Raw genomic sequence first — 24,883 nt, forward strand, 5'->3', positions numbered from 1 at the left:
GAGAAACCTTTTTTAAATGTGTAAAAGCAACAATACTATTTTAATAAGTATTGATTGTATTTGATAAATTACTGTTTTTGAACGTGAACATCCATTTGTGGAAAAGGAATGTTGAGGTCATAATCGGGAAATTTAGTATATACTTTTTCATTCATATCAAAAAACACACCCCAGTAATTAGCACTGTCAACCCAAACTCTTACTGCAAAATTTACCGAACTATCAGCTAGCTCTGATAAACCTATAAAACCTGCAGGGTCTTTTAAAATTCGATCATCCTCAGAGATGAATTGGTTTATAGCTTTTTTGAAATTTTCAACATCATCACCATACGCAATTCCAAAAGTCCAATCAACTCTTCGTAAAGGTTCAGCTGAATAATTAATTAATGCTCCTGTAGAAAGTGGTCCATTAGGAATGATCACTAGTTTTTTATCAGGGGTATTTAATAATGTCGAAAATATATTGATTTCTTTTACTGTTCCCAAGAAACCTTGAGCTTCTACAAAATCACCAATTTTAAAAGGTTTTAATATTAAAATAATCACGCCACCAGCAAAATTTTGTAATGTTCCTGACAATGCTAAACCTACGGCTAGACCTGCAGCACCAATAATAGCAACAAATGAGGTCATTTCAATTCCTATCATTCCCATTACAGTGATGATGAGTAAGGCTTTTAAAATGATATTGGTCAAACTCTTTAAAAAAGGAACAAGAGATTGGTCAATTGAAGATTTAGTTAATGACTTTCCAACGGCTTTAGTAACTAATTTAGTAACCCATAATCCAATAAAAAGGACAAGTAATCCTCCTAATAATTTGGGTGCGTATTCTAAACCAAAGTTGGTTATTTTTTCTAGATAATTATTTACAACGAGAACTTGTTGATCCATTTATTTTTATTTTATTGCTCTACTCATGAGGCTTTTCGATTTCGCCCTGTTTTTTAAAGTGGTGACTAGACTCCACTTTTTAGATTAAAAATGCCTAAAATCCCTTTTTCACTTAGGTTTTGGCTATTTATAAAGGTATTTCAACAAAGGTACATTTTTAAAAAATTAATCCCAAAGAGTTCAGGTTTAAGCCAAAAAAATCCCGCCTTTAAAGGGCAGGATTAGTCTATTTATTTAGATGTACTTATTAAATGAGCTTTTCATCATCAACTTCATTTGGGTTGTTTAAAATATCGATTTTTGGTTCGATAAATTCTTGCTTGTTAGCTAATGATTTATTTAGCGTTAAAACTAAACATGGTAATAACATCAAGTTTGATAACATACCAAAAGCTAGCGTTATAGCTATTAATCCTCCTAAGGCTACAGTCCCTCCAAAATCAGACAGCATAAATACAGAGAAACCAGCAAATAATACGACTGAAGTATAAAACATACTTATTCCAGATTCTTTTATTGTAGCAAAAACAGACTTTTTAATCTTCCAATTATTATGAGCTAGTTCTTGACGGTATTGTGCAAGAAAGTGAATAGTGTCATCTACAGATAATCCAAATGCAATACTAAAGACTAAGATGGTAGAAGGTTTTAACGGAATCCCGAAATAGCCCATTAATCCAGCAGTAATCACTAGCGGAAGTAAATTAGGAATCAAAGAAACTACGACCATTTTGAAAGAACGGAACATAAATACCATTAATAACGAAATCAATAATACTGCAAATAATAACGAACTTACTAAGTTATCTAATAGGTATTGTGTTCCTTTTTCAAAAACTAAAGCTTTTCCAGTCATCACTACATTGTAGCGGTCTTTTGGGAAAACCTTATTAGCTTTCGCCCAGAGTTTGTCTTCAATCTTTGCCATGTTTCCCGTACCAATATCTCTCATGAAAGTGGTGATTCTGGCTACTTGTCCAGTGCTGTCAACATAGCTTTTCATTAAGTTATTCTTACTATTTTTAGTCGCATTTTTAGCGTAACTTAAAATAAAAGTTTTCTCTTGTGATGTAGGTAATTTATAAAATTCAGGATTGCCATTGTAATAGGCTTGCTTCGAATATTTAACTAGATTTAATATCGAAATTGGTTTTGAAAGTTCTGGAATTTCTTCGATGGTTTCTTGAAATTCGTTCATTTTTCTTAAAGTAGACATTACCATGACTCCTTTTTTTCTTTTGGTGTCAACCGTAATTTCAAGAGGCATAATCCCTTCAAATTCTTTTTCGAAAAATAAAATATCCTTAAAGAAACTCGTGTTTTTAGGCATGTCTTCAATTAAACTTCCTGATGTTTTAATTTTGAAAGCGCCTATGATGCTTACTAAAAATAAAAATATAGAAACGATGTAAACATAACGTCTGTTGTATTTTACCGTTTTTTCGATCCAATTAATAAACACGCGGGTGTAATTGCGGTTTAAGTGTTCTAAATGTTTTTGTTTAGGTACGGGTTGATAGCTGTAATAAATAGGAATTACAATCAAACATAAAAAGAACAATGAAATAATACTTAAAGAGGAGATAATACCAAACTCCTTTAATAATTGACTACTCGTAATGATAAACGTAGCAAACCCAGCTGCAGTTGTTAGGTTTGTCATTAAAGTAGCGGTTCCTACTTTTGTAATTACGCGTTGTAAAGCTTTGGCTTTATTACCATGAGCACTATATTCTTGCTGGTATTTATTAGTTAAGAAAATACAGTTTGGGATACCTATAACAATTACTAATGTAGGAACAAGTGCAGTAAGTACTGTAATTTGATAATGAAATAATCCTAATAATCCAAAGGTCCACATCACACCAATTACCACAATTACAATAGCGATTAATGTTGCTCTATAGGAACGGAAGAAGAAGAAAAAGATCAATGAAGTAAGTAATAACGATGCACCAATAAACAAACTGATCTCACTTAAAATACTCATCGCATTAAGGGTACGTATGTATGGCATTCCAGAAACACGTAAATCTATTCCAGTTTCTTTTTCGAAAGCATTAATCTTTGGAATAAAAGTATTTACAATGTAATCTTTTCGATGTGCTGTGTTGACAATTTTTTTATCCAAATAAATAGCTGATCGAATGCTTCCGCTTTTTTTATTGAATAACAATCCTTCATAAAAAGGCATGTTTGTAAACAAATCTTTTTGGATTGATTTTAGATAGGCTGGACTAGAGATTTTGTTTTGATCAACAAACGTAACCAACTCAAATGATTGAATAGAATCGTTTTTTTGAAGTTTCTTTAAGTCACTAACTGATACAACTAAGTCTACTTCTTTATTCGATTTAAAATCAGCCATTAATTTATTCCAAGCAGCAAAAGCTTTTGGAGTGAAAAAAGTGTTGTCTTTTACCCCAACAACAATCAAATTTCCTTCTTCTCCAAATTTGTCTAAAAAAGCATTGTACTCTTTATTGACATTGTTGTCGTCTGGCAGTAAGTTAGCTTCTGTAAAAGAAAACTGAATGTTTTTCCATTGCAGGCCTAAGAAAATAGTTATTAAAATAATAACACCAAGTATCGCTAGTCTATTTTTAAGTACAATTCGGGCGATAAGTTCCCAGAAACCTACTTTTAATCTCTTTCTCATAAATCTTTAAAAATGGATGCAAATGTAGTGAAAACCACTGCAAAAGAATGAATTTATTGAATTCTTTTTAGTTGTTTTAAGCGCTTTATATAGCCTGTTTTTTTTATTTTAAATCACACTTAAAAATAAATTTGAGGGATGTAAAACATATTGTAGAATTTTACATCTTTGTGTGATTTTTTTAACGAATACACTACAGTAAAATGGATTTGAAAAAATATAAAAACAGTTTGTTTTATTTCGGTGTAACCGGAGGGTTTAGCGCATTGATTTACTGGATCGTTAAAAGAGGAAAAGAGTTAGAAAAGCTTGATGGCTCCATCGTTGCTTCGGCGACACATAATTCATGGAATGATTTTATGGATTCTATGAAAGAGAATTTTCAGGATCCTCTAGCAATTCTTTTGGCACAAATTGTTACTATTATTTTAGTAGCGCGATTATTTGGTTGGATATTCAAAAAAATAGGGCAACCTACTGTAATTGGTGAAATTATTGCCGGAATCGTTCTAGGACCATCCTTAGTCGGGATGTATTTTCCGGAGTTTTCAGCAGCATTATTCCCGGTAGAATCTTTAGGGAATCTAAAATTCCTAAGCCAAATAGGGCTTATCCTTTTTATGTTTGTAATAGGAATGGAGCTTGATATAAAAGTTTTAAAAAATAAAGCCAGTGAAGCCATTGTAATAAGTCATGCAAGTATTGTGTTTCCTTTTGCATTAGGAATAGGCTTGTCTTATTTTGTATATAATAAATTTGCTCCTGAAGGTGTAGAATTTTTGTCTTTTAGCCTTTTTATGGGAATTGCCATGAGTATTACTGCGTTTCCAGTTTTGGCACGTATTGTACAAGAAAGAGGTATTCATAAAACAAGGTTAGGGGCTATTGTTATTACTTGCGCTGCCGCAGATGACATCACCGCATGGTGCTTGCTTGCAGTAGTAATTGCCATTGTAAAAGCAGGAGATTTCATAGGTTCACTTTACGTGATTTCACTTGCTGTAGTCTATGTTCTTGCCATGATATTTATAGTAAAACCTTTCTTGAAAAGGATAGGGGATTTATATGGTTCTAAAGACAGTATTGGAAAACCAGTGATGGCAATTTTCTTTCTATTCTTAATTTTATCCTCTTACGCAACTGAAGTTATTGGAATTCATGCGCTTTTTGGTGCGTTTATGATGGGAGCTATCATGCCAGATGTTTCTAAATTCCGTTTGATTTTTATCGAAAAAGTCGAAGATGTAGCCGTGATTTTGCTATTGCCGTTGTTCTTTGTTTTTACAGGTTTAAAAACCGAAGTAGGGCTAATCAACGATAGTTATTTATGGAAAGTAACGGGAGCCATTATCCTTGTTGCTGTGGTAGGAAAGTTTTTAGGAAGTGCTTTAGCAGCAAAATTTGTTGGACAAAACTGGAAAGACAGCTTGACTATTGGTGCCTTGATGAATACAAGGGGATTGATGGAGTTAATTGTGTTAAATATTGGTTTAGAATTAAAAGTTCTAACGCCCGAAGTGTTTACAATGATGGTAATTATGGCTCTAGTCACTACTTTTATGACGGGACCTGCTTTAGATTTAATTGATTTTCTTTTTAAAAATAAAAATGTTTCGGAAGAGGAGGAGCAAGTAGATCAAAATAAATATAGAATTCTAGTTTCATTTGGGAATTATGAAAAAGGCAAATCACTTTTGCGTTTAGCAAATGGCTTAACAAAAAAGCAAAAGGCAAATACAAGTATCACCGCTTTGCATTTAACGGTAAGTGATGAACTGCACTCTTTTAATAGAGAAGAAAAAGAGAAGGATACTTTTGAGCCTATTTTTGAAGAATCAGAGCAGTTAAATCTTGAAATTGATACAATTTTTAAAGTAACTAATGATATCGAAACCGAAATCACTGATGTGGCCAATCAAGGAGACTATGATTTATTATTAGTTGGACTTGGAAAATCAATTTTTGAAGGAACCCTACTTGGTAAAGTAATAGGTTTTACGACTAGAATTATCAATCCGGATCGTTTAATTGATAAGTTTACAGGTAAAGAAGGTTTGTTTGAAAATTCCCCTTTTGATGAAAGAACAAGGCAAATTGTTGCAAAAACCAAAATGCCTTTGGGTATTTTAATCGATAAAGAATTTCAGCATATTGACCATGTTTTTATTCCCATTTTTAAATCAGAAGATGCTTTTTTAATTGATTATGCTCAAAAATTAATTAACAATAATAACTCTAAGATTGTAATTTTAGACATTAACAATCATGTCCAAAATAATTTTGTTTTGCAAAGTGCTGTAGACTCATTAGAGCAAAAGCATGCTGAAAATATTGAGGTAGTTGCTGGTAAAAAAGTACCATTATCCTTTTTAGACAAACAAGATTTAATGTTAATAAGTCTCGAAAGTTGGAAATCGCTACTAGATTCAGATAGTGATTGGTTGATAGGAGTACCTTCGGTCTTAATTATTAAACCTTAAAAGAGTTTTATTTCTACTTATTTAAAATAGTATGATTATCAGTTACTAGGTTTCTAATTATAAAAGGAATGCAGATTCAAAGATTTTCAAGGAATAATCATCACACGGATTAATCTATTGAAATCTTCAAAATCTGTGAGCAAATTTATTTCAGTACTCAAATCGGGCGGTCATTTAAACTAATGTTTACAGTCCTAATTTTAAAACAAAACTCAGTTTAATGGCAATGTTGTCTTCAAACTTGGGTAATTGATTGGGGCCATAACGGTAAAATGCAGTTAGGCCTAAGCCATTAAAAATTTGGTTCAATTCAATACCCGACTCAAAATAGCCTTCATTTAGGGTTTTGTAATCAATGCCTGTGTGTTGTTCAGGCTTTTGTAAATCTCCCCAACCCATTCGAGAAACTAAAACTAAAGAAGGTTTTACTTTTTTAATGATTTTTACTCGGTTAAAACTATGTTTGAATTGAAAATAAACAAATTCACTTGAGAAAAATTCGTTGAAATACATGGTTTCAAAACTGTTTTTTGAAGAGAAGGTAATGCGTTGAATAATACTTTCTTTGGTGATATTATTAGGGGAGGTATTGTATAAATGTGTTAGTGGCACATCGCCTAAAGCGTAACCACCTTCGAATAAAAAGGAAGACTTTTGTCCGTTTAAGTATTTCTTTTCATACTCTGTTTTAAATTCTATTTTGCCAAAATCAAAATCATTGTCAGCTATTTTAGGAAGTGATTTTGTAAGTTGAAAAGTGAATTTAGGGTATCTTTTTTCAGACTCTATTCGGCCATCAGGAGTTTGCATGTATTCACTAAACGGACTCCATTGCAGTGAAAGCATTGCAGTTGTCATCACATATTGTGTGTACGAAAGGCCATTAAGATTGAACGCATAATTAAATTTTGGTTCAATATCAGATCTTGAAATCTCTAAAATGCTTTCGGTCTTTGGAATTAATTTGGTTTCTAAAAATGTTTTCCAACCCACATAATTATAAAAAGTACTAATGTTTATTGGTCGGGGATCATAAATTTTGAAAGGCCTTTTCTCAATAGCATAGGAAGTACTTGCAATTTCCTTTACATCATCTGTATAAGCAATGCCTAACCAGGAACTGGATCTTCGGTCTAATTGTGTGGCTGCACCTAGATTGTATTTAAAATTAGTGTCCTTAGTCCCGTAAGCAACATAGCCACTTATTCTAAAGTCTTTTGAAAAACGCTCATTGGTAACTCCTCCTAGACCTAAACGAAACCCTTCGTAGTTGTTGTAACTAAAAATTTTACGTAAATCCAGATCAAAGAAATCTAGCGGCAAATACCCATTGATGACTTTACGTCCAAAGCGCAAGCGGCTCGCAATATTCTTTTCTATAGAAATACTGTCTAATGCTAAATAAGTTCTTTGGCTCCTAATATCTAGGCTGTCTTTTCTATATTCATTCCAAAAACTTTCGGGTTTATGTGCAGCGTCTTCGTTTAACTCTACCGTAATGAAATTCTTTTTTGTTTGAGTAGGACAGTTGTAGCTTACATCAAAATTATTACTCTCAGAAAATAAATAGGTATAATCAGAAGCGGTTCTTTTTCGGGTTTTAAAATTCTCTTCGACATCTCCATCAAACTGAATGGTTCCTCCTAGAATTTTAATATCATCATCGTTTTTTCCTTTTATAATCTTAAAGCTCTTATTTATTGGGAACCAAATATTTTCACTTGGAATATATTCAAATTCATGTGTTCCGCTAATGTCTAAAACGCCTTTAATGTGCATAACAGCTTTAGCAATAGCAAAACTATTCTCGTCAATGTATAAAACACCTTCTAACCCTGTTGCTCTACTTTTTTTCTTGTTTTTAAAGTAAATCATGTACGAATTCCGTCCTGAAATAGCTACAGTGTCTAATATTTTGAAATTGTAATTCCTTAACGCATCAGCAGCAATAGGACTATCATATTTAGTTTCAAATAATTCATAACTTGAATCATAAATAGAAAAAGATTGCAAGTTAAACGTCAGAACTTCATAAACAGGGTGCTTGAATCCAGCCATTTTTGTACCTAAAATAGTTTCTTTTAAGGTATGGTTAGCAAACTGATATTGCGATACTTTTTCGGTTTGAAATAAATGATGTTTACTCACCATCTGCTTAATCTTGTAATTAGATGAATCTATTTTTACAAGTTTTTGTGCATTGCCTTTATCAACAAAAATAGAATCAATTTTGCTAGAAATAGAATCGACTGGGGCACTAACGATTAATTTATTATAAGATTTAAACTCAAAAGTGTTTAATTTTTTTTGTGGATTGTTTTTGTCTTTGTTTGCAATGGCAGCCTTTATAATTGCTAACGCAGGATTGATGTTTAACACTAGAACTTCGTTCAAACGGTCTTTTTTTAGATGTAAAAAAATAGCGTATTGCTCTACATTTCTATTTATTTTAATGGAGGTTTTTGAATACCCAAGATAGGATACCTTTAAACTTGTAAGTTGTACTTTAGAATTAATGTTAAATCTTCCGTCAACATCAGTAACGGAGTTGAAACCTTCAGCTGAAGTAATTGTAGCGTAAGACAGTGGTTTGCTAGTAACAGCCTCTTTTACAGTACCGCTTATATGAAATTGCGCTTGTAGCGAAAGCGTTAAAAAAAAGAACAATACACACAATTGCTTCATATGAATTTTTTATTTCAAGACTGATAGCCTTTTGATAGCGCAAAAATAACAATAAAAAATCCGTTCTGTTAATAGAAACAGAACGGATTTAAATAGGATTGGTATAAAAAATTATACTTTCATGATTTCAGCTTCTTTTAATACAAGAAGTTCTTCTGTTTTTTTGATAAAACTATTGGTTAAATTTTGCACTTCTTCTTCGGCGCTTTTACAAACGTCTTCAGAAGTACCATCTTTCTCTAATTTTTTAATTTCAGTATTCGCGTCTTTACGGGCGTTTCTAATTCCTATTTTAGCATCTTCTGATTCTACTTTGGCTTGTTTTGCTAAGTCGCGTCTTCTATCTTCTGTCAAAGGCGGTACGCTAATAATGATTAAATCACCATTATTCATTGGGTTGAACCCAATGTTTGCGATCATAATTGCTTTTTCAATAGTTTGTAACATGTTTTTTTCAAACGGTTGCAAAGTAATTGTTCTAGCATCAGGTACGCTGATTTTTGCTACCTGTGATAATGGAGTTGAAGATCCGTAGTAATCTACAAAAACACTTCCTAACATTGCAGGAGATGCTTTTCCAGCGCGGATATTTAAAAATTCTTTTTCTAAGTGTGCAATAGAACCAGTCATAGATTCTTTTGTACTATCTAGTATAAATTCAATTTCTTCAGTCATTGTTGTTTTTTTTAGTTTTCTCCTTCTTAATAATGGAGATTAAATATTTACTACAGTTCCTATATTGTCTCCTGCACATATTTTTTCCAAGTTTCCTTTTTTATTCATGTCAAAAATTACAATTGGAAGTTTATTTTCCTGACTTAATGTAAAAGCAGTAGTATCCATTACATTTAGTCCTTTTTTAAGTACATCTTCAAATGAGATAGTATCAAATTTTAAAGCTTCAGCATTTTTCTCAGGATCAGAGTCATAAACACCATCTACTCTTGTTCCTTTAAGAATTACATCAGCATTTATTTCTACACCACGTAAAACCGCAGCGGTATCTGTTGTGAAATAAGGGTTTCCTGTTCCTGCACCAAAAATTACAATTCTTCCTTTTTCAAGGTGACGAACTGCTCTTCTTTTTATATAAGGTTCAGCAATAGCTTCAATTTTTAAAGCCGTTTGTAATCTAGTTAACATCCCTTTGTCCTCAAGTGCTCCTTGTAAAGCCATACCATTAATAATGGTAGCAAGCATTCCCATGTAATCTCCTTGAACTCTATCCATGCCGTTACTAGCACCAGCAACACCTCTAAAAATATTTCCTCCACCTATAACAATAGCGATTTCTACACCTTTGTCGTGAATTTGTTTGATTTCTTCGGCATATTCAGCTAATCTTACAGGATCAATTCCGTATTGTCTCTCTCCCATTAATGCTTCGCCACTTAATTTTAGAAGAATTCTTTTATATTTCATGTCTTTGTTGAGTTGTTTGGTGCAAATATAGTGATATTCTTTTTTTTTGAAATAGAGAGACTTAAATTTTATAAATTTAGTTTCTCATAGGAGCTTTTTGCTGCTTCATAACCAATGTTGAATATTATATCCATCTTTGATTTATTCATTTCAAAGGTGCTATGTAAACTCAACTCTTCGGGCTCTATAACCCAATCGCAAATATTAAATTTTTGAATATTCGAATTGGCCGAAAGAATATCAAATGCTCTTGTTGTTACTGAACGGATTGATTTTAAATCTTTGGCTTCTATTTTTTGAATTGGACTTACATAAATACCTATTATGGTATCGCATTGTCCTTGTAGTATATCAGTAGGAAAATGATTTAAAATACCTCCATCGCTATAAGGTTCTCCTTTAATTAAGTAGGGGGATATTATTCCAGGAAAAGCAGATGAAGCTAAAATAGCATCAATTATTTTTGTTTCTGGTTCAAAAATTTTCAATCTTCCTTTTACCATATCTGTGGCTGTAATCTGGATTGGGATTTTCATGTCTGCAATCGTGGCGTCTTTAAAAATGGTATGAAAATCTATTTTAAAAGATTCGGAGTCAATAAAACCTGCTTTTTTAAAAGTTAAGTGGCGCCAATGGAATAAGTAAATTGATTTGAAAAAATCTAAAATTTCTTGAGGAGTCTTGCCCCATGCGTATAATGCTCCCACGATAGAACCTGCACTTGTTCCGGCGATTCGAGTGGGTTGAATATTTTTTTCTTCTAAAAATTTAATAGCTCCTGCATGGGCTAATCCTTTTGATCCACCTCCAGAAAGAACCAGGCCAATCGAATTGGTATGTAAATTCATTTTTCTTTTTTTGTAGGATATAAAATTACACTTTTTACTTATTTAAATATGATATTTATCTTCTTTGTACTAATTAAATTTTGGTAACTTTACTTCAAAAAGCATCAATTATGAAAATTTCAATAGCGAAAGCATTATTTAATAGCCACTCTTATTTAGAATATAGAAAAATAGTTTCTGATTTATTATCGGATAAAAAATCTACTGGAGCTGTTCAATCTGAAGAACTAACTCATTATAGTAGTTTAAACGATACTCGCATGAAACGTTTAGATAAAACTATTGCGGTTCCTGAAGAAATTACCACAAGATTAAAAGCCTTAAAAGGAGATTATATATGGTTAGTTATCTCTGAAGGTTGGTGCGGTGATGCGGCGCAATTATTACCAGTATTTAATAAAATGGTGCTAGCTTCAGGGGATAAAATCGAAATGCGTGTGGTTTTACGTGACGAGAATGACGAATTAATGAATTTGTTTTTAACCAATAAATCAAAATCGATTCCGAAATTAATTGTCATACACAAAGAAACTAGCGGTGCATTAGCGCATTGGGGACCAAGACCTAAAGGAGCATCAGACTTGATTATTGATTATAAAAAGCAACATGGTGTAGTTGATGAAGAGGCTAAAACAGCGCTACAATTATGGTATTTACACGATAAAGGCATGACTACGCAATTAGAGTTAATTGATATGATGATTGATATTGATAAGGACATTGATTAAGTTTATTTGTTATAATTTTCTTAAAATCAATTAATTACGTTCTTATTCGTTAGTTTTTTAGTAAAAAATTTGTACTTTAGTAAAAGCAAACCAAATCTACTATTTGATTTACTTTTTTTTATTACTGTTCAATAACATTGTTTAACAATTAAAAAACATCATTATGAGAAAGCTATTTGAAAAATTTTACGATTATTTATCTAATTTGCTATTTGGAGGACATAGATCAATTCATTATTAATGAGCAAGATTCATGACCAATTGCAAATGATAAATTTGGAGTTTAAGCACTCTAATTTAAAAAGAAACACATGAGAAATACTATAATGTATTTGTCATGTGTTTTGTTTTTAGGCTAGTTTATTTCTAGCTTCTCTTCAAACAAAATAACATCTTGGGCATCAATAACATTATAATCGCCAATTTTTGTTCTCCTCAAAGCGGTAAGGTGTGAACCTGATTGCATGGCTTTACCAAAATCATACGCTAACGATCTAATGTATGTTCCTTTACTACAAACCACTCTAAAGTCAATTTCAGGCAATGCAATTCGTGTAATTTCAAATTCGTGAATGGTTGTTTTTCTAAAAGCAATCGCTACAGTCTCTCCGGCACGGGCATGCTCGTATAAGCGCACACCATCTTTTTTTATAGCGGAATAAATGGGTGGTTTTTGGTCTATTTCTCCAAGAAATTGTTTTACCGTTTCATGAATTAAAGCGTCATCTATATGCGCTGTTGAAAAAGTTTCATCCACCTCTGTTTCTAAGTCGTATGAAGGAGTCGTTGCTCCAATAAAAAAAGTGCCTGTATATTCTTTGGCTTGCCCTTGAAGCTCTGATATTCTTTTAGTGAATTTTCCGGTGCAAACTAATAATAAACCTGTCGCTAAAGGGTCTAGCGTTCCCGCGTGACCAATTTTGAACTTTTTAGGAAGACCTAGTTTATTGATTAGTGCGTATTTTAACTTATTAACCGCTTGAAAGGAACTCCATTTCAAGGGTTTGTCAATTAATAATATTTGTCCGTTTAAGTAGTCTTCTGGAGTTAGTTTTTCCATTATTTTGAGGTGTAAAAGTAAATCAATAATCCTACTCCTATTATAATTCGGTACCAACCCCAAAATTTGAATCCGTATTTTGTAAGTACGTTGATGAATGTTTTAACAGCAATTAGTGCAACAACAAAAGCGATAACATTACCAAGAATAAATAGTTGAATATGGTTGTCATCTTGTAAGATCATTTCGTAACCTTTCATTTCAGTACTGGTGCCTTTTCCCCAAGTCTTAACAAAAACCGAGTATACAGTAACAGCTAACATTGTAGGAACGGCTAAAAAGAATGAAAATTCAGCTGATGCTCTTCTACTCAATCCTTGCGTCATACCGCCTATGATTGAAGCTGCAGAGCGAGAAGTTCCAGGCATCATAGCAAGACATTGCCAAAAACCAATAATTACTGCTTTTTTCACCGTAATGTCCTTTTCATCGAGAATTACAGGGTTTTTAAACCAGTTATCTACAAATAAAAGCACAATTCCCCCTAAAACGAGAACCGAAGAAATTGCAATTTGATTTCCTAAAACGGCCTCAATTTTATCATCAAAAAGATACCCTAAAACTAAAGCTGGGATTACAGCGCAAACTAATTTTATATAAATATTCAAATTAGTGAAATCAAAGAATTTTTTCCAATACAATACTACTATGGATAAAATGGCTCCAAACTGTATGGAAACTTGAAACATTTTCAAAAACTCACTTTCTTCCATTCCTAAAAGAGAAGCTGTAAAACCCATATGGGCAGTAGAAGAAATGGGCAAATATTCAGTCAGTCCTTCAATTATCGCTATAATAATAGCTTGTAATGTATTCATTTATGTTTTATTTTAGATTGTAGGTTTTAGTTTCAGATGGCTGAATGCTACAAACTATTTCTTTGGATTTTTTAATATAGCGTAAATAGTGATTCCAAAACCAATTAAAACGGTTGTAGGTGCTAAGCGAATCCTTCTAAAGTTGAAAATGTCGTCGTTAAAAACATTTGGATCATCGCTTCCTCCACCAGACATTAATATAAAGCCTAGAATAATCACCCCAATTCCTATAAGTAGAATTTTATAATTAATATTTTCAAAAAGAAATTGCTGTGTTTTTTCTTTATTTTCCATTTATTCTGTGTTTTTAAAATCTAATGTCAAAAATTGCTATGCTGTACTCTAATAATTAATAAAGGTCGTCTGTTCTTAAATTCAAGAAACGTTGGGTAGCAAAGTGTGTACTCAACCAAGTAATCAAAATTCCTGCCCCAAAAACGCCTGATAATATAATGGCAATAAATACTTTGTTGTCTAATATTCCTAAATCAGGGAATTTAGTTTCTACATAAAATAATACCCCTATAAGAGCGATAATCGCTAATACAGCACCTAGCATTCCTAGTCTTATGCTGCGCATTACAAATGGTTTTCTAATAAAAGATTTTGTAGCACCTACCATTTGCATGGTTTTTATAATAAATCTATTAGAGTGAATGGATAGCCTTAAAGAACTATTGATTAATAAAACAGCAATAAAAGTCAAGAAACCGCTTATTACTAAAATCCACATACTTACTTTTTTGATGTTATCATTAACAAGGTTTACTAGTTGTTTGTCATAAACAATGTCTGAAATCATAGGGTTTTCGCGCAAGCGCATTTCAATTTTAGAAATACTATCTTTCTCTACATAATCAGCTTTTAAGTGAATGTCAAAAGAATTTTGAAGTGGATTTTCTCCTAAAAAGGTCATGAAATCTTCGCCAATAATATCAGTATGTTGTTTAGCAGCTTGCTCTTTAGTTACGTAAACAGTTTTTCTTGCATACGGAGCTGTTTTTAATTCGGTGCCAAAAGATTTCAGGATACTATCGTTAGCCTCATTTTTGAAAAATACCGTCATGGCAATTTTTTCTTTAAAATCGTCAGCTAGTTTTTTAGAATTGATAATAAAAAGTCCTAGTATTCCCAATAGAAATAAAACTAAGAATACACTTAGTACTACTGAAAAATAAGAAGAGATTAGTCGGCGTTTTTGAAATTTATCAAATGAAGAACTCATAGTTTACTTTAATTATGGGGTAAAAATAATAAAGAATTTCTTTATTTAAAGTTAATAACGCCCAAAGTTTTAACTTTCGTACAATAAACGTAAATTTGGCGCTTGAATACGTTAAGAAAAAAACTTTAGAAACTTTGCAGCTTTGCAACTTTGAACCTTTATAATGAAATACAATCCGAACGAAATAGAAGCCAAATGGCAAAAATATTGGGCAGAAAATCAAACATTTGCTGCGTCAAATAATTCAGATAAACCCAAACATTATGTGTTAGATATGTTTCCTTATCCATCAGGAGCAGGACTTCACGTAGGGCATCCGCTAGGGTACATCGCTTCAGATGTATATTCGAGATATAAAAGACATCAGGGTTTTAATGTTTTACACCCAATGGGTTATGATAGTTTTGGTTTGCCAGCTGAGCAATACGCTATTCAAACAGGGCAACGTCCTGAAGACACTACTCGTGTAAATATCGATGGAGGATTTGATAAAGAAGGAAATAAAATTGCTGGTTACCGCAAGCAATTAGATAAAATAGGGTTTTCATTTGATTGGAGTAGAGAAGTACGAACTTCCAACCCGGATTATTACAAACACACACAATGGATTTTTATCCAATTGTTTAACTCTTGGTACAATAAAAACAGCGACAAAGCCGAGGATATTGTGACTTTAACTACTGTTTTCGAAAAAGAGGGAAATGCAAATGTCAATGCGGTTTGTGATGACGAAATTGCAATCTTTTCTTCAGACCAATGGAATGCTTACGCAAAAGAGCAAAAGGAGAGAATTTTGTTACAATATAGATTGACGTATTTAGCAGAGACTGAAGTGAACTGGTGCCCAGGTTTAGGAACTGTGTTAGCAAATGACGAAATTGTAAATGGAGTTTCAGAACGCGGTGGCTTTACAGTAGTGCGTAAAAAAATGACACAATGGAGCATGCGTATTTCTGCTTATGCTGAACGTTTGTTGCAAGGTTTAAATGATATTGATTGGAGCGAAAGCATCAAAGAAAGTCAAAGAAACTGGATTGGAAAATCAATTGGTGCGATGGTTACGTTCCCCATCCTATCCTTCCCCGAAGGGGAAGAGAACTTGGAGTCAACGCAGACTCCTGGTTATATGACTGGCGGTAATAATGCTCATTTACTACTTGAAAAAGCTAAAGAAATGAGAAACAACCCAACTGAAGCAGAAAAAATGTTGTGGTTGCATTTGAAGTCTAAAGCATTAGATTATAAATTTAGACAGCAACATTTAATTGATGATTTTATAGTTGATTTTGTATGTCTTTCTAGTAAATTGATAATTGAAGTTGATGGAGGTATTCACTACTCTCAACAAGAAGAAGACGCTAATAGAACTGAAATACTTAATGAAAAAGGATTTAAAGTTATTCGTTTTAATAATAAGGAAGTCTTAAATAATATTGATAGTGTTCTAGCTATAATTACGCATGAATTGCGCAATGCGATAGTTCCCCCTTCGGGGGCTAGGGGGATATCAGTTTTTACTACGCGCCCTGACACAATTTTTGGGGTGACATTTATGACGCTTGCTCCAGAACATCCTTTGGTTCAAGAAATCACAACTCCTGAATATGCAGAAAAAGTAAATGAATATATTTTAGCATCTTCGAAACGTTCTGAGAGAGAGCGTATGGCTGATGTAAAAACCATCTCTGGAGTTTTTACAGGTGCGTATGCAGAGCATCCTTTTACTAAGGAAGCCATTCCGGTTTGGATTGGGGATTATGTTCTTGCAGGATATGGAACAGGTGCTGTAATGGCGGTTCCTTGTGGTGATGAACGTGATTATGCTTTTGCTAATTTCTTCAAAGGACAAGACGGGATGTTGCCTATCAAAAACATTTTCGATAAAGATATTTCTGAAGCTGCTTATGGAGCAAAAGAAGGTTTTCAATTAGTAGATTCTGATTTCTTAACGGGATTAGGGTATAAAGAAGGGACTAAAAAAGCAATTGAAGCTTTAGAAAAACTAAATCAAGGCTACGGAAAAATCAATTACCGTTTGCGTGATGCTGTATTTTCTCGTCAAAGATATTGGGGAGAACCATTCCCAGTGTATTATGTAAATGGCTTGCCACATATGATCGATGCGCAGCATTTACCAATTGTGTTGCCAGAAGTAGAAAAGTATTTACCAACAGAAGATGGTTTGCCACCTTTAGGGAATGCAACAGTTTGGGCTTGGGATACTACAGCAAATAAAGTAGTCAATACTGATCTTGTAGATAATGCGACTATTTTTCCTTTAGAATTGAATACCATGCCAGGTTGGGCGGGTAGTTCATTTTACTGGATGCGATACATGGATGCGCACAATGAAAACGAATTTGCAAGTAAAGAAGCACTGGCTTATTGGGAAAGTGTGGATTTATATATTGGTGGAAACGAACACGCAACAGGTCACTTGTTGTACGCTCGTTTTTGGAATAAATTCTTAAAGGATAAAGGCTTTGCGCCAACAGAAGAGCCATTCAAGAAATTGATTAATCAAGGGATGATCTTGGGAACAAGTGCATTTGTTTTAAGAGCAGAAGTAAGTTCTTACTTAGTTGTAGGGACTTCGGATGAAGAATTTATGACATTAAAACTTCCTGCAACTATTATTGAATATGATTTTTTAAAAAAATATAATAAACTAAAGGATAAGTTAAATTCTTTAAATATAAAAAAGGTGGTTGATGGTGAGATAGATACTTTAGGTAACTATTGGGTTTATCAAATAACGGAGGTTTTAGATAGTAATCTAATTGGTATAGCAGATCATGATAAAATTAAAGAATCTTTCACTGAGTCGGATATTGCTGATCTAAAAGAGATTATAATTATTTTATCAAGTTTATTGTCAGCATTAAATGAGCAACACTCTGATAAAACATTTCAAATAAGTTTTAATTCTTATGATCCTTTCTCAGTAGCTTTCAGTTTCAGTCCAATTAGAATTGATTTGAAATTTATTAACGAAAGCACGAATGAATTGTTTATTGATAAATTTATTAAAGACTCAAAATATTCCTCAGAATTTGCAAACGCAAAATTTATTTCCTTCGCTGGAAATACAAAATTTACTGCTGGTCGTGAAGTTGAAAAAATGTCTAAATCGTATTACAATGTCGTAACACCAGATGCTATTTGTGACGAGTACGGAGCGGATACATTGCGTTTGTACGAAATGTTCTTAGGGCCATTAGAACAAGCTAAACCTTGGAATACAGCAGGTATTTCGGGTGTATTTGGTTTCTTGAAAAAACTATGTCGTTTGTATTTTGATGAGCACAACATGATTGTGACTGACGAAGCGCCTACAAAAGACAATTTGAAAACATTGCATAAAACCATTAAGAAAGTAGCTGATGATATTGAGAATTTCTCTTTCAATACTTCGGTTTCTCAGTTTATGATTTGTGTGAATGAACTATCAACTCAAAACTGTCATTCTCGTGCTATTTTAGAGCCATTGGCTATTGTGATTTCGCCTTATGCGCCGCACATCGCTGAAGAATTGTGGTCATTATTAGGAAACGAGGGTTCGATAGCTTTAGTTCCTTTTCCAGCATTCGAACCAAAACATTTAATCGAATCTGAAAAAGAATATCCTGTTTCTTTCAACGGAAAAATGCGTTTTACAATTACTTTGCCTCTAGATTTAACTAAGGAGCAAATTGAAGAAATCGTAATGAAAGACGAGCGAACAATCAAACAATTAGAAGGACGTACACCTAATAAAGTGATCATCGTTCCTGGAAAAATAATCAACCTAGTTGGCTAAAAGTAGTTAATTATCAAGTTGGTACTTAATAATAAAAAATCCAAATGCTACTTTTGTTAGCGTTTGGATTTTTTATTTTACGTATATTTAGAGAATGTCATAGTGGCATTTTAATATTTTGGTTCAGATTTTGCTATTATGATAGTATTACAATAAAACACTTAAAATAAAGATATGGGATCAGGCTATTTAATTCTAGCAGGTGCTATCATGCTTTTTAGCTGGTTAGTAAGTTCTAGGCTCAAAAGTAAATTTGAGCAGTATTCTAAACTGCATTTGCAAAACGGAATGTCTGGTGCTGAAATCGCTGAGAAAATGTTAGCCGATAATGGTATTACGGATGTACGTGTTATCTCGACACCAGGACAATTGACAGATCATTATAACCCAGTAAATAAAACGGTGAATTTAAGTGAGTCGGTTTATAATCAACGTAACGCAGCTGCAGCAGCAGTAGCGGCTCATGAATGTGGTCATGCTGTGCAACATGCTGTAGGATATCAATGGTTGACCATGCGTTCTAAGTTGGTACCTTTTGTAAATGTGTCTTCTAAGTATATGCAATGGGTTTTAATAGGAGGGATTTTATTGATCAATAGTTTTCCTTATTTGCTTCTAGGTGGAATTGTGCTTTTTGCAGCAACAACCCTATTTTCGATTGTAACATTACCGGTTGAATATGATGCGAGTAACCGCGCTTTGGCTTGGTTAGAAAACAAACGCATGCTTACGCAACAAGAACAAGCAGGGGCAAAAGATGCTTTAAAATGGGCTGCTAGAACTTATGTGGTTGCTGCGATAGGGTCGATAGGAACTTTGTTGTACTATGTTTCTATTTATATGGGAGCGGGAAGTAGAAGAGATTAAGTTGTGAATTTGTTATGGGTAATTATAAAAAACGACACGTGTGAATAAACTTTTAATATTTTTAACGACAATTTGGACGATTTCAGTTTTTGGACAAATTAAGGAAAAGAAAGCTTATTTAGACTTTATCCCAAAAGGATATGTAAAGTACAAGTATGAAGGTGGGGTTTCATCTGGTGCCTTTGATGTGATAAAAGGAGATTTAAATGGTGATGGATTAGAAGATATTGTACTCATCATTAAGGGAACAGACAAAAGCAAAATTATACAAGACGAATATCGTGGCGAATTAGATCGAAACCGTAGAGGTGTTATTGTATTGCTGAAAAAAGGAAAAATATACGAATTAGCTTCAAAAAATTATGATTGTTTTTCTTCTGAAAACGAAGATGGTGGTGTGTATTTTGCACCAGAATTAGATTTTGAAATTAAAAATAGAAAACTATATATAAGTTATAGACACGGAAGATACGGTAGTTGGAGCTACACATTTAGGTATCAAAATGGAGATATGGAACTTATTGGCTATGATTCCTATTCAAGTAGAGGTCCAGTCCCGCAATATGAAGTAAGTATAAATTTTTTGACAAAAAAGAAACTCACAAGTGATAATCTAAATAAAGATGTGGACGGAGATAACTATACGACAGATAATTTTAAAGAAACTTGGGAGCGAATAAATATTAAACAATTGACAAGGCTGTCTAATATAAAAGATTTTGATAAACTTGATTTGTAAATAATTATCAAAAAATAACTGCCCATAACATCGGTTTGGTAATATGGCGGGTTTAGCACTAAATTCAACAGTTGTTCTTCGATTTACGCCACATCGCTAAGCCGAAAACGTTTTAAATATAGTGTCAAAACCAGTGCAATAAGTTTCAGTCTGATTTTGTCACATTGAGTGCAGTCGAGATGCAGTAATAATTCATTACTTTGAACTTTTAATGGGGTAGTTTTATAAATGGGATAAATAAAAAATTACAAATTTCAATTTTTATAAATTGGCATTTGCGATTTTTTTAGCGTTATCTAAAGCTGAATTTGTCTATTAATTTGCTGGTCTAAGGAGATAAAAGTTTCTGTTCTTGAAACGCCTTCGATGGCTTGTATTTTAGTATTCAACATGTGCATTAAATGCTCGTTGTCTCTACAAATTATTTTTATTAATATAGACCAGTTTCCTGTAGTGTAGTGACATTCTAAAACTTCGGGAATTTTTTTTAGTTCCTTTACTGCTTCTGGGTTTCGTAATGCTTTGTCAAGATATACACCTACAAATGCCATCGTGTTGTAACCAAGTATTTTATGATTCACCGTAAATTTAGATCCTGAGATTACGCCAGATTGTTCTAATTTGCGCAAGCGTTGGTGAATTGCAGCTCCTGAAATTCCAATTTTATTTGCAATTTGCAAAATGGGTTTTCGAGCATCTTGCATTAGATCGCGTAAAATTTCTTTGTCGATACCGTCTATTTCTACTACAAGGGAATTGATTTTCATTAGTTAGCTTTTGAAACTAAAAATTGTTTTTTAGTTAAAATTATAAATCAAAATTAAGTAAAAAATCACAAAATAACACCGTAAATCAATATATTATAGCTGAGTCTGGTTTTTTACTTCGAGCTAGATTGAGATGCAATAGTGGTTGTCAACTGCGTTTGAGTTAACAATTGAAATTTTTTATAAAAAGTATTGGCTTATTTTAAAAATCATAAATAAAAAAAAGCCGCTGATTAGCGGCTTTTAATATATATAATAACAAATGTTATTTTGATTTGTTTGCTTCAACAATGTATTTTTCAAGTGCCATAGTCATAGAAGGAGTGTCAGGTGTAGGAGCAAGAATATCAATTCTTAATCCGTGATCTAAAGCTTCTTTTTGAGTAGTACTTCCAAAAACGGCAATACGAGTATCGTTTTGCTCAAAATTCGGAAAGTTCTTGTACAATGATTTTATTCCGGTTGGGCTAAAGAAAGCCAAAACATCATAATAAACATCAGCAAGATCAGATAAATCACTCATTACTGTTTTGTAAAAAACGGCTGCAGTCCAGTCAACTTTTAAACTATCTAATACAATTGGCGCGTCAGCATTTAATTGATCAGAAGCAGGAAGTAAGAACTTCTCGTCTTTGTATTTTTTAATTAGCGGAGATAAATCAGCAAAATCCTTAGGACCTACATAAATTTTACGTTTTCTATAAACTACGTATTTTTGTAGGTAAAAAGCAACTGCTTCTGATTGACAGAAATATTTTAAAGTTTCAGGAACTTTAAAGCGCATTTCATCAGCTACTCTAAAAAAATGATCTACTGCATTTCTACTAGTTAAAATAATTGCAGTATAATGATTAAGATCGATTTTTTGAAGTCGAATCTCTTTAGCATTAACTCCTTCTATGTGAATAAAAGGTCTGAAATCAATTTTCACTTTATGCTTTTGTTGAAGCTCAAAGTAAGGAGAGTTCTCTACTTTAGGCTCGGGTTGTGACACCAAAATTGTTTTCACTTTCATATTTTATTTTTTCTAGGCGCTACCTTTTGTAAACCAATAATACATAAAAAAATAGGGGGCTATTTCCAAAGTGCAAAGATATAAAATAAAATAAAACAACTTACCTATTATTAGATTTTGATAATTTTTTATTGTAATCAAATAGGTTAATATGTTTAATAACAATAATATAGCTATGATTATCAGTAAAATATTTCTTGAAAAATCACTGTAATAGAATAGGATTACATTGATTGGTAGTAATAATAGTCCAATGTAGGTTCTATAAGTTACTTTTTGCAGGTTGTATTGCTCCATAAATTCCTCAATATTAAACGCTGTTGCGATAATTTTTTCGATCAAAAATTTAGAAAGAATGAAGAATCCTAGTAATGTTGTTATTTGAATGTAAAGCAACCAGTCTGTTTTTGATGCATAACCAAAGAAGCTTAATGACAATTGGATAAAAAAGGCAAACGAAATCACTTGAGCAATAAATAAAGAAATTGTAAAAGTGCTCTTTATATTGCTGCTATCGCGGTATACTTTAGAATATTTATCAGAAAATAGTAAATTCATGAAATCTCCAAATCGATTTTCATGGAATGATTTGGTAAAAGCAATAAGCGCAAATGTCAAAACAAATAAAAAGGTTGCCCAATCTTTGTTTTCAATAATTCTCGGTTGAAGTAAGTGTTCCATCATATCGCTGCAAAATTACTAATTTTTTATATGAATCTTTTTATTATAATTTTATTATGAATGAAATGGCATAAAAACGTTACTTTTGCCGTGAAATTACAAGATTTATGAACGATTGTATTGTTATAATCCCTACCTATAACGAGATTGAAAACATTGAGAGCATTATAAGATCAGTGCTTTCGCAACACAAACCTTTTCACGTGCTTATCGTTGATGATAATTCTCCTGATCGTACAGCTGATAAAGTGATGCTGTTGCAAGAAGAGTTTCCAGGTCGTTTATTTCTAGAAGTTAGAAAAAAGAAATCCGGATTAGGTACTGCTTACGTACATGGTTTTAAATGGTCGCTAGCAAATAAGTATGATTTTATATTTGAAATGGATGCTGATTTCTCACATAATCCAAATGATTTAGAAAAATTGTATGATGCTTGTCATTTTGGGAATGCTGATTTAGCAATAGGCTCTCGTTACGTAACAGGAGTAAATGTAGTAAACTGGCCTTTAAGCAGAGTATTGATGTCGTATTTTGCATCAGTATATGTACGCATGATTACGGGAATGAAAATTCACGATGCCACTGCAGGTTTTGTATGTTATAAAAGAGAGGTTTTAGAGAGAATAGATATTAATAAAATAAAATTTGTGGGTTATGCTTTTCAAATTGAAATGAAATACCGAACTTTCTCTAAAAATTTTAAAATTACTGAAGTGCCAATAATTTTTACAGACAGAACAAAAGGAGTTTCTAAAATGAGTAATTCAATTATTGTTGAAGCCGTTTTTGGAGTTATTTCGCTAAGAATAAAAAAATTATTAAATACTTTATAATAAAGGAAACCATGAATAGTGTTTTAATTAAGAATGCCAAAATAGTAAATGAAGGGGTGATTTTTGAGGGTGATGTGTTAATTGAGGACGACTTAATTGTAGAAGTTGCTGAAAGTATTAGTGCAAAATCATCTAATTGTCTAATCATTGATGCCGAAGGTAATTATTTAATGCCGGGCGCTATTGATGATCAAGTGCACTTTAGAGAGCCAGGACTTACTTATAAAGGAGATATCGAATCAGAATCTAGAGCTGCCGTTGCAGGAGGGATCACTTCTTTCATTGAGCAACCTAACACGATTCCTAATGCCGTTACTCAAGAAATTCTAGAAGAAAAATACCAACTTGCAGCCGATAGATCGTATGCAAACTACTCCTTTATGATGGGAGCAACTAATGATAACTTAGCCGAAGTTTTAAAAACTAATCCTAAGAATGTTGCTGGAGTAAAGATATTTCTAGGATCATCTACAGGGAATATGCTTGTAGATAATGAGGCTACATTAGAGAAGATATTCTCTAGTACTTCTATGTTAATTGCTGTTCATTGTGAAGATGAAGCAACTATTAAAAGTAATACTGAGAAATTTATAGCTGAGTATGGTGATGATGTTCCTGTAACAGCGCATCATTTAATTCGTTCAGAGGAGGCTTGTTATATTTCTTCTTCTAAAGCGGTTGCTTTGGCTAAAAAAACCGGTGCACGTTTGCATATCTTTCATCTTTCTACGGCAAAAGAAATGGACTTGTTTACCAATAAAATTCCGTTAGAAAAAAAGCAAATTACTGCTGAGGTTTGTATTCACCATTTATGGTTTACTAATGATGATTATGCTACTAAAGGAAATTTGATAAAATGGAATCCTGCAGTGAAAACAGCAAATGATAGAAAAGTACTTTGGGAAGCATTGCTTGACGATCGTATTGATGTTATTGCTACTGATCACGCGCCGCATACTCTTGAAGAAAAAAAACAACCGTATTTAAAAGCACCTTCGGGTGGGCCGTTAGTACAACACGCTGTTGTAGCTATGTTTGAAGCACACCATCAAGGGAAAATTAGTGTGGAGAAAATTGTGGAGAAAATGTGCCACAATCCAGCTAAAATTTTCAAAATTGAAAAACGAGGTTTTATTAAAGAAGGTTATTTTGCCGACTTAGTAATCGTGAATGCAGGTTTGCCTTGGAGTGTAAAAAAAGAGAATATCTTTGCTAAATGCGGATGGTCTCCTTTTGAAGGCTTTACTTTTAAGTCTAGAATCACCCATACTTTTGTAAACGGAAAATTAGTCTATAACGCTTTTAAAGTTAAAGATATTCGCGCAGGGAAAAGACTTTTGTTTGATCGTTAAAAATAGAAA

The 24,883-nt window shown here is 32.8% G+C and carries 20 protein-coding genes; 7 read left to right on the forward strand and 13 right to left on the reverse strand.

Going from position 1 to position 24,883, the window contains the following annotated elements; all coding sequences use genetic code 11:
* Window positions 1-68: 68 nt before the first annotated feature.
* Both ACVEGE_RS08790 and ACVEGE_RS08795 read right to left on the reverse strand, forming a co-directional pair.
* Window positions 69-896 (reverse strand): mechanosensitive ion channel family protein, encoded by an 828-nt coding sequence (locus tag ACVEGE_RS08790; RefSeq protein WP_173850898.1) that lies wholly within the window; start codon window positions 894-896, stop codon window positions 69-71.
* Between the two features lie 247 nt (window positions 897-1,143).
* On the reverse strand, window positions 1,144-3,555 hold the full coding sequence (locus ACVEGE_RS08795; RefSeq protein WP_192500621.1) for an efflux RND transporter permease subunit: 2,412 nt from the start codon (window positions 3,553-3,555) through the stop codon (window positions 1,144-1,146).
* 209 nt (window positions 3,556-3,764) lie between these two features.
* On the opposite strand from ACVEGE_RS08795, the gene ACVEGE_RS08800 reads away from it, so the two are divergent.
* On the forward strand, window positions 3,765-6,035 hold the full coding sequence (locus ACVEGE_RS08800) for a cation:proton antiporter domain-containing protein (RefSeq protein WP_192500649.1): 2,271 nt from the start codon (window positions 3,765-3,767) through the stop codon (window positions 6,033-6,035).
* Window positions 6,036-6,221: 186 nt separating this feature from the next.
* Here ACVEGE_RS08800 and ACVEGE_RS08805 read toward each other — a convergent pair whose 3' ends face one another.
* From ACVEGE_RS08805 to ACVEGE_RS08820, 4 genes are all read right to left on the reverse strand, one after another.
* Entirely contained in the window at window positions 6,222-8,720 is a 2,499-nt protein-coding gene (locus tag ACVEGE_RS08805) for a DUF5686 family protein (protein ID WP_192500622.1), read from the reverse strand.
* 111 nt (window positions 8,721-8,831) lie between these two features.
* The gene (gene frr / locus ACVEGE_RS08810; protein ID WP_173850892.1) at window positions 8,832-9,395 is read right to left on the reverse strand and encodes a ribosome recycling factor; all 564 of its coding nucleotides are present in this window, start codon (window positions 9,393-9,395) and stop codon (window positions 8,832-8,834) included.
* Window positions 9,396-9,434: 39 nt separating this feature from the next.
* Window positions 9,435-10,142 (reverse strand): UMP kinase, encoded by a 708-nt coding sequence (pyrH, locus tag ACVEGE_RS08815; RefSeq protein ID WP_173850890.1) that lies wholly within the window; start codon window positions 10,140-10,142, stop codon window positions 9,435-9,437.
* 68 nt (window positions 10,143-10,210) lie between these two features.
* Complete coding sequence (locus ACVEGE_RS08820; RefSeq protein WP_173854775.1) at window positions 10,211-10,990, reverse strand: patatin-like phospholipase family protein; 780 nt, start codon at window positions 10,988-10,990, stop codon at window positions 10,211-10,213.
* A 110-nt stretch (window positions 10,991-11,100) separates the two neighbouring features.
* Between ACVEGE_RS08820 and ACVEGE_RS08825 the strand changes: the two genes are divergently transcribed.
* Complete coding sequence (locus ACVEGE_RS08825; protein WP_192500623.1) at window positions 11,101-11,718, forward strand: thioredoxin family protein; 618 nt, start codon at window positions 11,101-11,103, stop codon at window positions 11,716-11,718.
* A 355-nt stretch (window positions 11,719-12,073) separates the two neighbouring features.
* Here the strand turns inward: ACVEGE_RS08825 and truB are convergent, their stop codons facing one another.
* The 4 genes from truB to ACVEGE_RS08845 are packed head-to-tail and all read right to left on the reverse strand — an operon-like array spanning window position 12,074 to window position 14,821.
* Window positions 12,074-12,778, reverse strand: coding sequence for a tRNA pseudouridine(55) synthase TruB (truB, locus tag ACVEGE_RS08830; RefSeq protein WP_173850884.1), 705 nt, complete (start codon window positions 12,776-12,778; stop codon window positions 12,074-12,076).
* Entirely contained in the window at window positions 12,778-13,596 is an 819-nt protein-coding gene (locus ACVEGE_RS08835) for an undecaprenyl-diphosphate phosphatase (protein WP_173850882.1), read from the reverse strand. The genes truB and ACVEGE_RS08835 overlap by 1 nt, the downstream gene beginning before the upstream one ends.
* Before the next feature lie 54 nt (window positions 13,597-13,650).
* Window positions 13,651-13,890 carry a DUF3098 domain-containing protein gene (locus ACVEGE_RS08840; RefSeq protein ID WP_173850880.1) on the reverse strand — a complete coding sequence of 80 codons (240 nt, stop codon included), beginning with the start codon at window positions 13,888-13,890 and terminating at the stop codon, window positions 13,651-13,653.
* Between the two features lie 55 nt (window positions 13,891-13,945).
* On the reverse strand, window positions 13,946-14,821 hold the full coding sequence (locus tag ACVEGE_RS08845) for a cell division protein FtsX (protein ID WP_192500624.1): 876 nt from the start codon (window positions 14,819-14,821) through the stop codon (window positions 13,946-13,948).
* A 163-nt stretch (window positions 14,822-14,984) separates the two neighbouring features.
* Here ACVEGE_RS08845 and ACVEGE_RS08850 point away from each other — a divergent pair, with 163 nt between their 5' ends.
* The 3 genes from ACVEGE_RS08850 (at window position 14,985) to ACVEGE_RS08860 (ending at window position 20,226) form a co-directional block, all read left to right on the forward strand.
* Window positions 14,985-18,620: a leucine--tRNA ligase gene (locus tag ACVEGE_RS08850; RefSeq protein ID WP_192500625.1), complete on the forward strand. Its 3,636-nt coding sequence runs from the start codon at window positions 14,985-14,987 to the stop codon at window positions 18,618-18,620.
* A 174-nt stretch (window positions 18,621-18,794) separates the two neighbouring features.
* Window positions 18,795-19,487, forward strand: a complete 693-nt coding sequence (locus ACVEGE_RS08855; protein ID WP_173850874.1) for a zinc metallopeptidase — start codon at window positions 18,795-18,797, stop codon at window positions 19,485-19,487.
* Between the two features lie 40 nt (window positions 19,488-19,527).
* Window positions 19,528-20,226: a hypothetical protein gene (locus ACVEGE_RS08860; protein WP_173854779.1), complete on the forward strand. Its 699-nt coding sequence runs from the start codon at window positions 19,528-19,530 to the stop codon at window positions 20,224-20,226.
* Window positions 20,227-20,522: 296 nt separating this feature from the next.
* Here ACVEGE_RS08860 and ACVEGE_RS08865 read toward each other — a convergent pair whose 3' ends face one another.
* From ACVEGE_RS08865 to ACVEGE_RS08875, 3 genes are all read right to left on the reverse strand, one after another.
* Entirely contained in the window at window positions 20,523-20,993 is a 471-nt protein-coding gene (locus tag ACVEGE_RS08865) for an Lrp/AsnC ligand binding domain-containing protein (RefSeq protein ID WP_026708857.1), read from the reverse strand.
* 265 nt (window positions 20,994-21,258) lie between these two features.
* A complete protein-coding gene (locus tag ACVEGE_RS08870) occupies window positions 21,259-22,008 on the reverse strand; it encodes a uroporphyrinogen-III synthase (RefSeq protein ID WP_173850869.1) in 750 nt (249 codons plus the stop codon).
* A 12-nt stretch (window positions 22,009-22,020) separates the two neighbouring features.
* Complete coding sequence (locus tag ACVEGE_RS08875; RefSeq protein WP_173850867.1) at window positions 22,021-22,692, reverse strand: DUF4271 domain-containing protein; 672 nt, start codon at window positions 22,690-22,692, stop codon at window positions 22,021-22,023.
* Window positions 22,693-22,796: 104 nt separating this feature from the next.
* Between ACVEGE_RS08875 and ACVEGE_RS08880 the strand changes: the two genes are divergently transcribed.
* Window positions 22,797-23,522: a polyprenol monophosphomannose synthase gene (locus ACVEGE_RS08880; protein ID WP_173850865.1), complete on the forward strand. Its 726-nt coding sequence runs from the start codon at window positions 22,797-22,799 to the stop codon at window positions 23,520-23,522.
* An 11-nt stretch (window positions 23,523-23,533) separates the two neighbouring features.
* Complete coding sequence (locus ACVEGE_RS08885; RefSeq protein WP_173854780.1) at window positions 23,534-24,874, forward strand: dihydroorotase; 1,341 nt, start codon at window positions 23,534-23,536, stop codon at window positions 24,872-24,874.
* Window positions 24,875-24,883 lie beyond the last annotated feature (9 nt).

Source organism: Flavobacterium sp. PL002, from assembly GCF_054165825.1.

What these genes read in the sequence shown, in the direction of transcription:
- ACVEGE_RS08865 (WP_026708857.1), bottom strand. Translation starts at nt 20,993, where the DNA reads ATGAAAATCAATTCCCTTGTAGTAGAAATAGACGGTATCGACAAAGAA.
- ACVEGE_RS08840 (WP_173850880.1), bottom strand. Translation starts at nt 13,890, where the DNA reads ATGGAAAATAAAGAAAAAACACAGCAATTTCTTTTTGAAAATATTAAT.
- ACVEGE_RS08835 (WP_173850882.1), bottom strand. Translation starts at nt 13,596, where the DNA reads ATGAATACATTACAAGCTATTATTATAGCGATAATTGAAGGACTGACT.
- ACVEGE_RS08805 (WP_192500622.1), bottom strand. Translation starts at nt 8,720, where the DNA reads ATGAAGCAATTGTGTGTATTGTTCTTTTTTTTAACGCTTTCGCTACAA.
- ACVEGE_RS08795 (WP_192500621.1), bottom strand. Translation starts at nt 3,555, where the DNA reads ATGAGAAAGAGATTAAAAGTAGGTTTCTGGGAACTTATCGCCCGAATT.
- ACVEGE_RS08880 (WP_173850865.1), top strand. Translation starts at nt 22,797, where the DNA reads ATGAACGATTGTATTGTTATAATCCCTACCTATAACGAGATTGAAAAC.
- ACVEGE_RS08855 (WP_173850874.1), top strand. Translation starts at nt 18,795, where the DNA reads ATGGGATCAGGCTATTTAATTCTAGCAGGTGCTATCATGCTTTTTAGC.
- ACVEGE_RS08790 (WP_173850898.1), bottom strand. Translation starts at nt 896, where the DNA reads ATGGATCAACAAGTTCTCGTTGTAAATAATTATCTAGAAAAAATAACC.
- truB (WP_173850884.1), bottom strand. Translation starts at nt 12,778, where the DNA reads ATGGAAAAACTAACTCCAGAAGACTACTTAAACGGACAAATATTATTA.
- ACVEGE_RS08875 (WP_173850867.1), bottom strand. Translation starts at nt 22,692, where the DNA reads ATGATGGAACACTTACTTCAACCGAGAATTATTGAAAACAAAGATTGG.
- ACVEGE_RS08825 (WP_192500623.1), top strand. Translation starts at nt 11,101, where the DNA reads ATGAAAATTTCAATAGCGAAAGCATTATTTAATAGCCACTCTTATTTA.
- ACVEGE_RS08820 (WP_173854775.1), bottom strand. Translation starts at nt 10,990, where the DNA reads ATGAATTTACATACCAATTCGATTGGCCTGGTTCTTTCTGGAGGTGGA.
- frr (WP_173850892.1), bottom strand. Translation starts at nt 9,395, where the DNA reads ATGACTGAAGAAATTGAATTTATACTAGATAGTACAAAAGAATCTATG.
- ACVEGE_RS08850 (WP_192500625.1), top strand. Translation starts at nt 14,985, where the DNA reads ATGAAATACAATCCGAACGAAATAGAAGCCAAATGGCAAAAATATTGG.
- pyrH (WP_173850890.1), bottom strand. Translation starts at nt 10,142, where the DNA reads ATGAAATATAAAAGAATTCTTCTAAAATTAAGTGGCGAAGCATTAATG.
- ACVEGE_RS08845 (WP_192500624.1), bottom strand. Translation starts at nt 14,821, where the DNA reads ATGAGTTCTTCATTTGATAAATTTCAAAAACGCCGACTAATCTCTTCT.
- ACVEGE_RS08870 (WP_173850869.1), bottom strand. Translation starts at nt 22,008, where the DNA reads ATGAAAGTGAAAACAATTTTGGTGTCACAACCCGAGCCTAAAGTAGAG.
- ACVEGE_RS08885 (WP_173854780.1), top strand. Translation starts at nt 23,534, where the DNA reads ATGAATAGTGTTTTAATTAAGAATGCCAAAATAGTAAATGAAGGGGTG.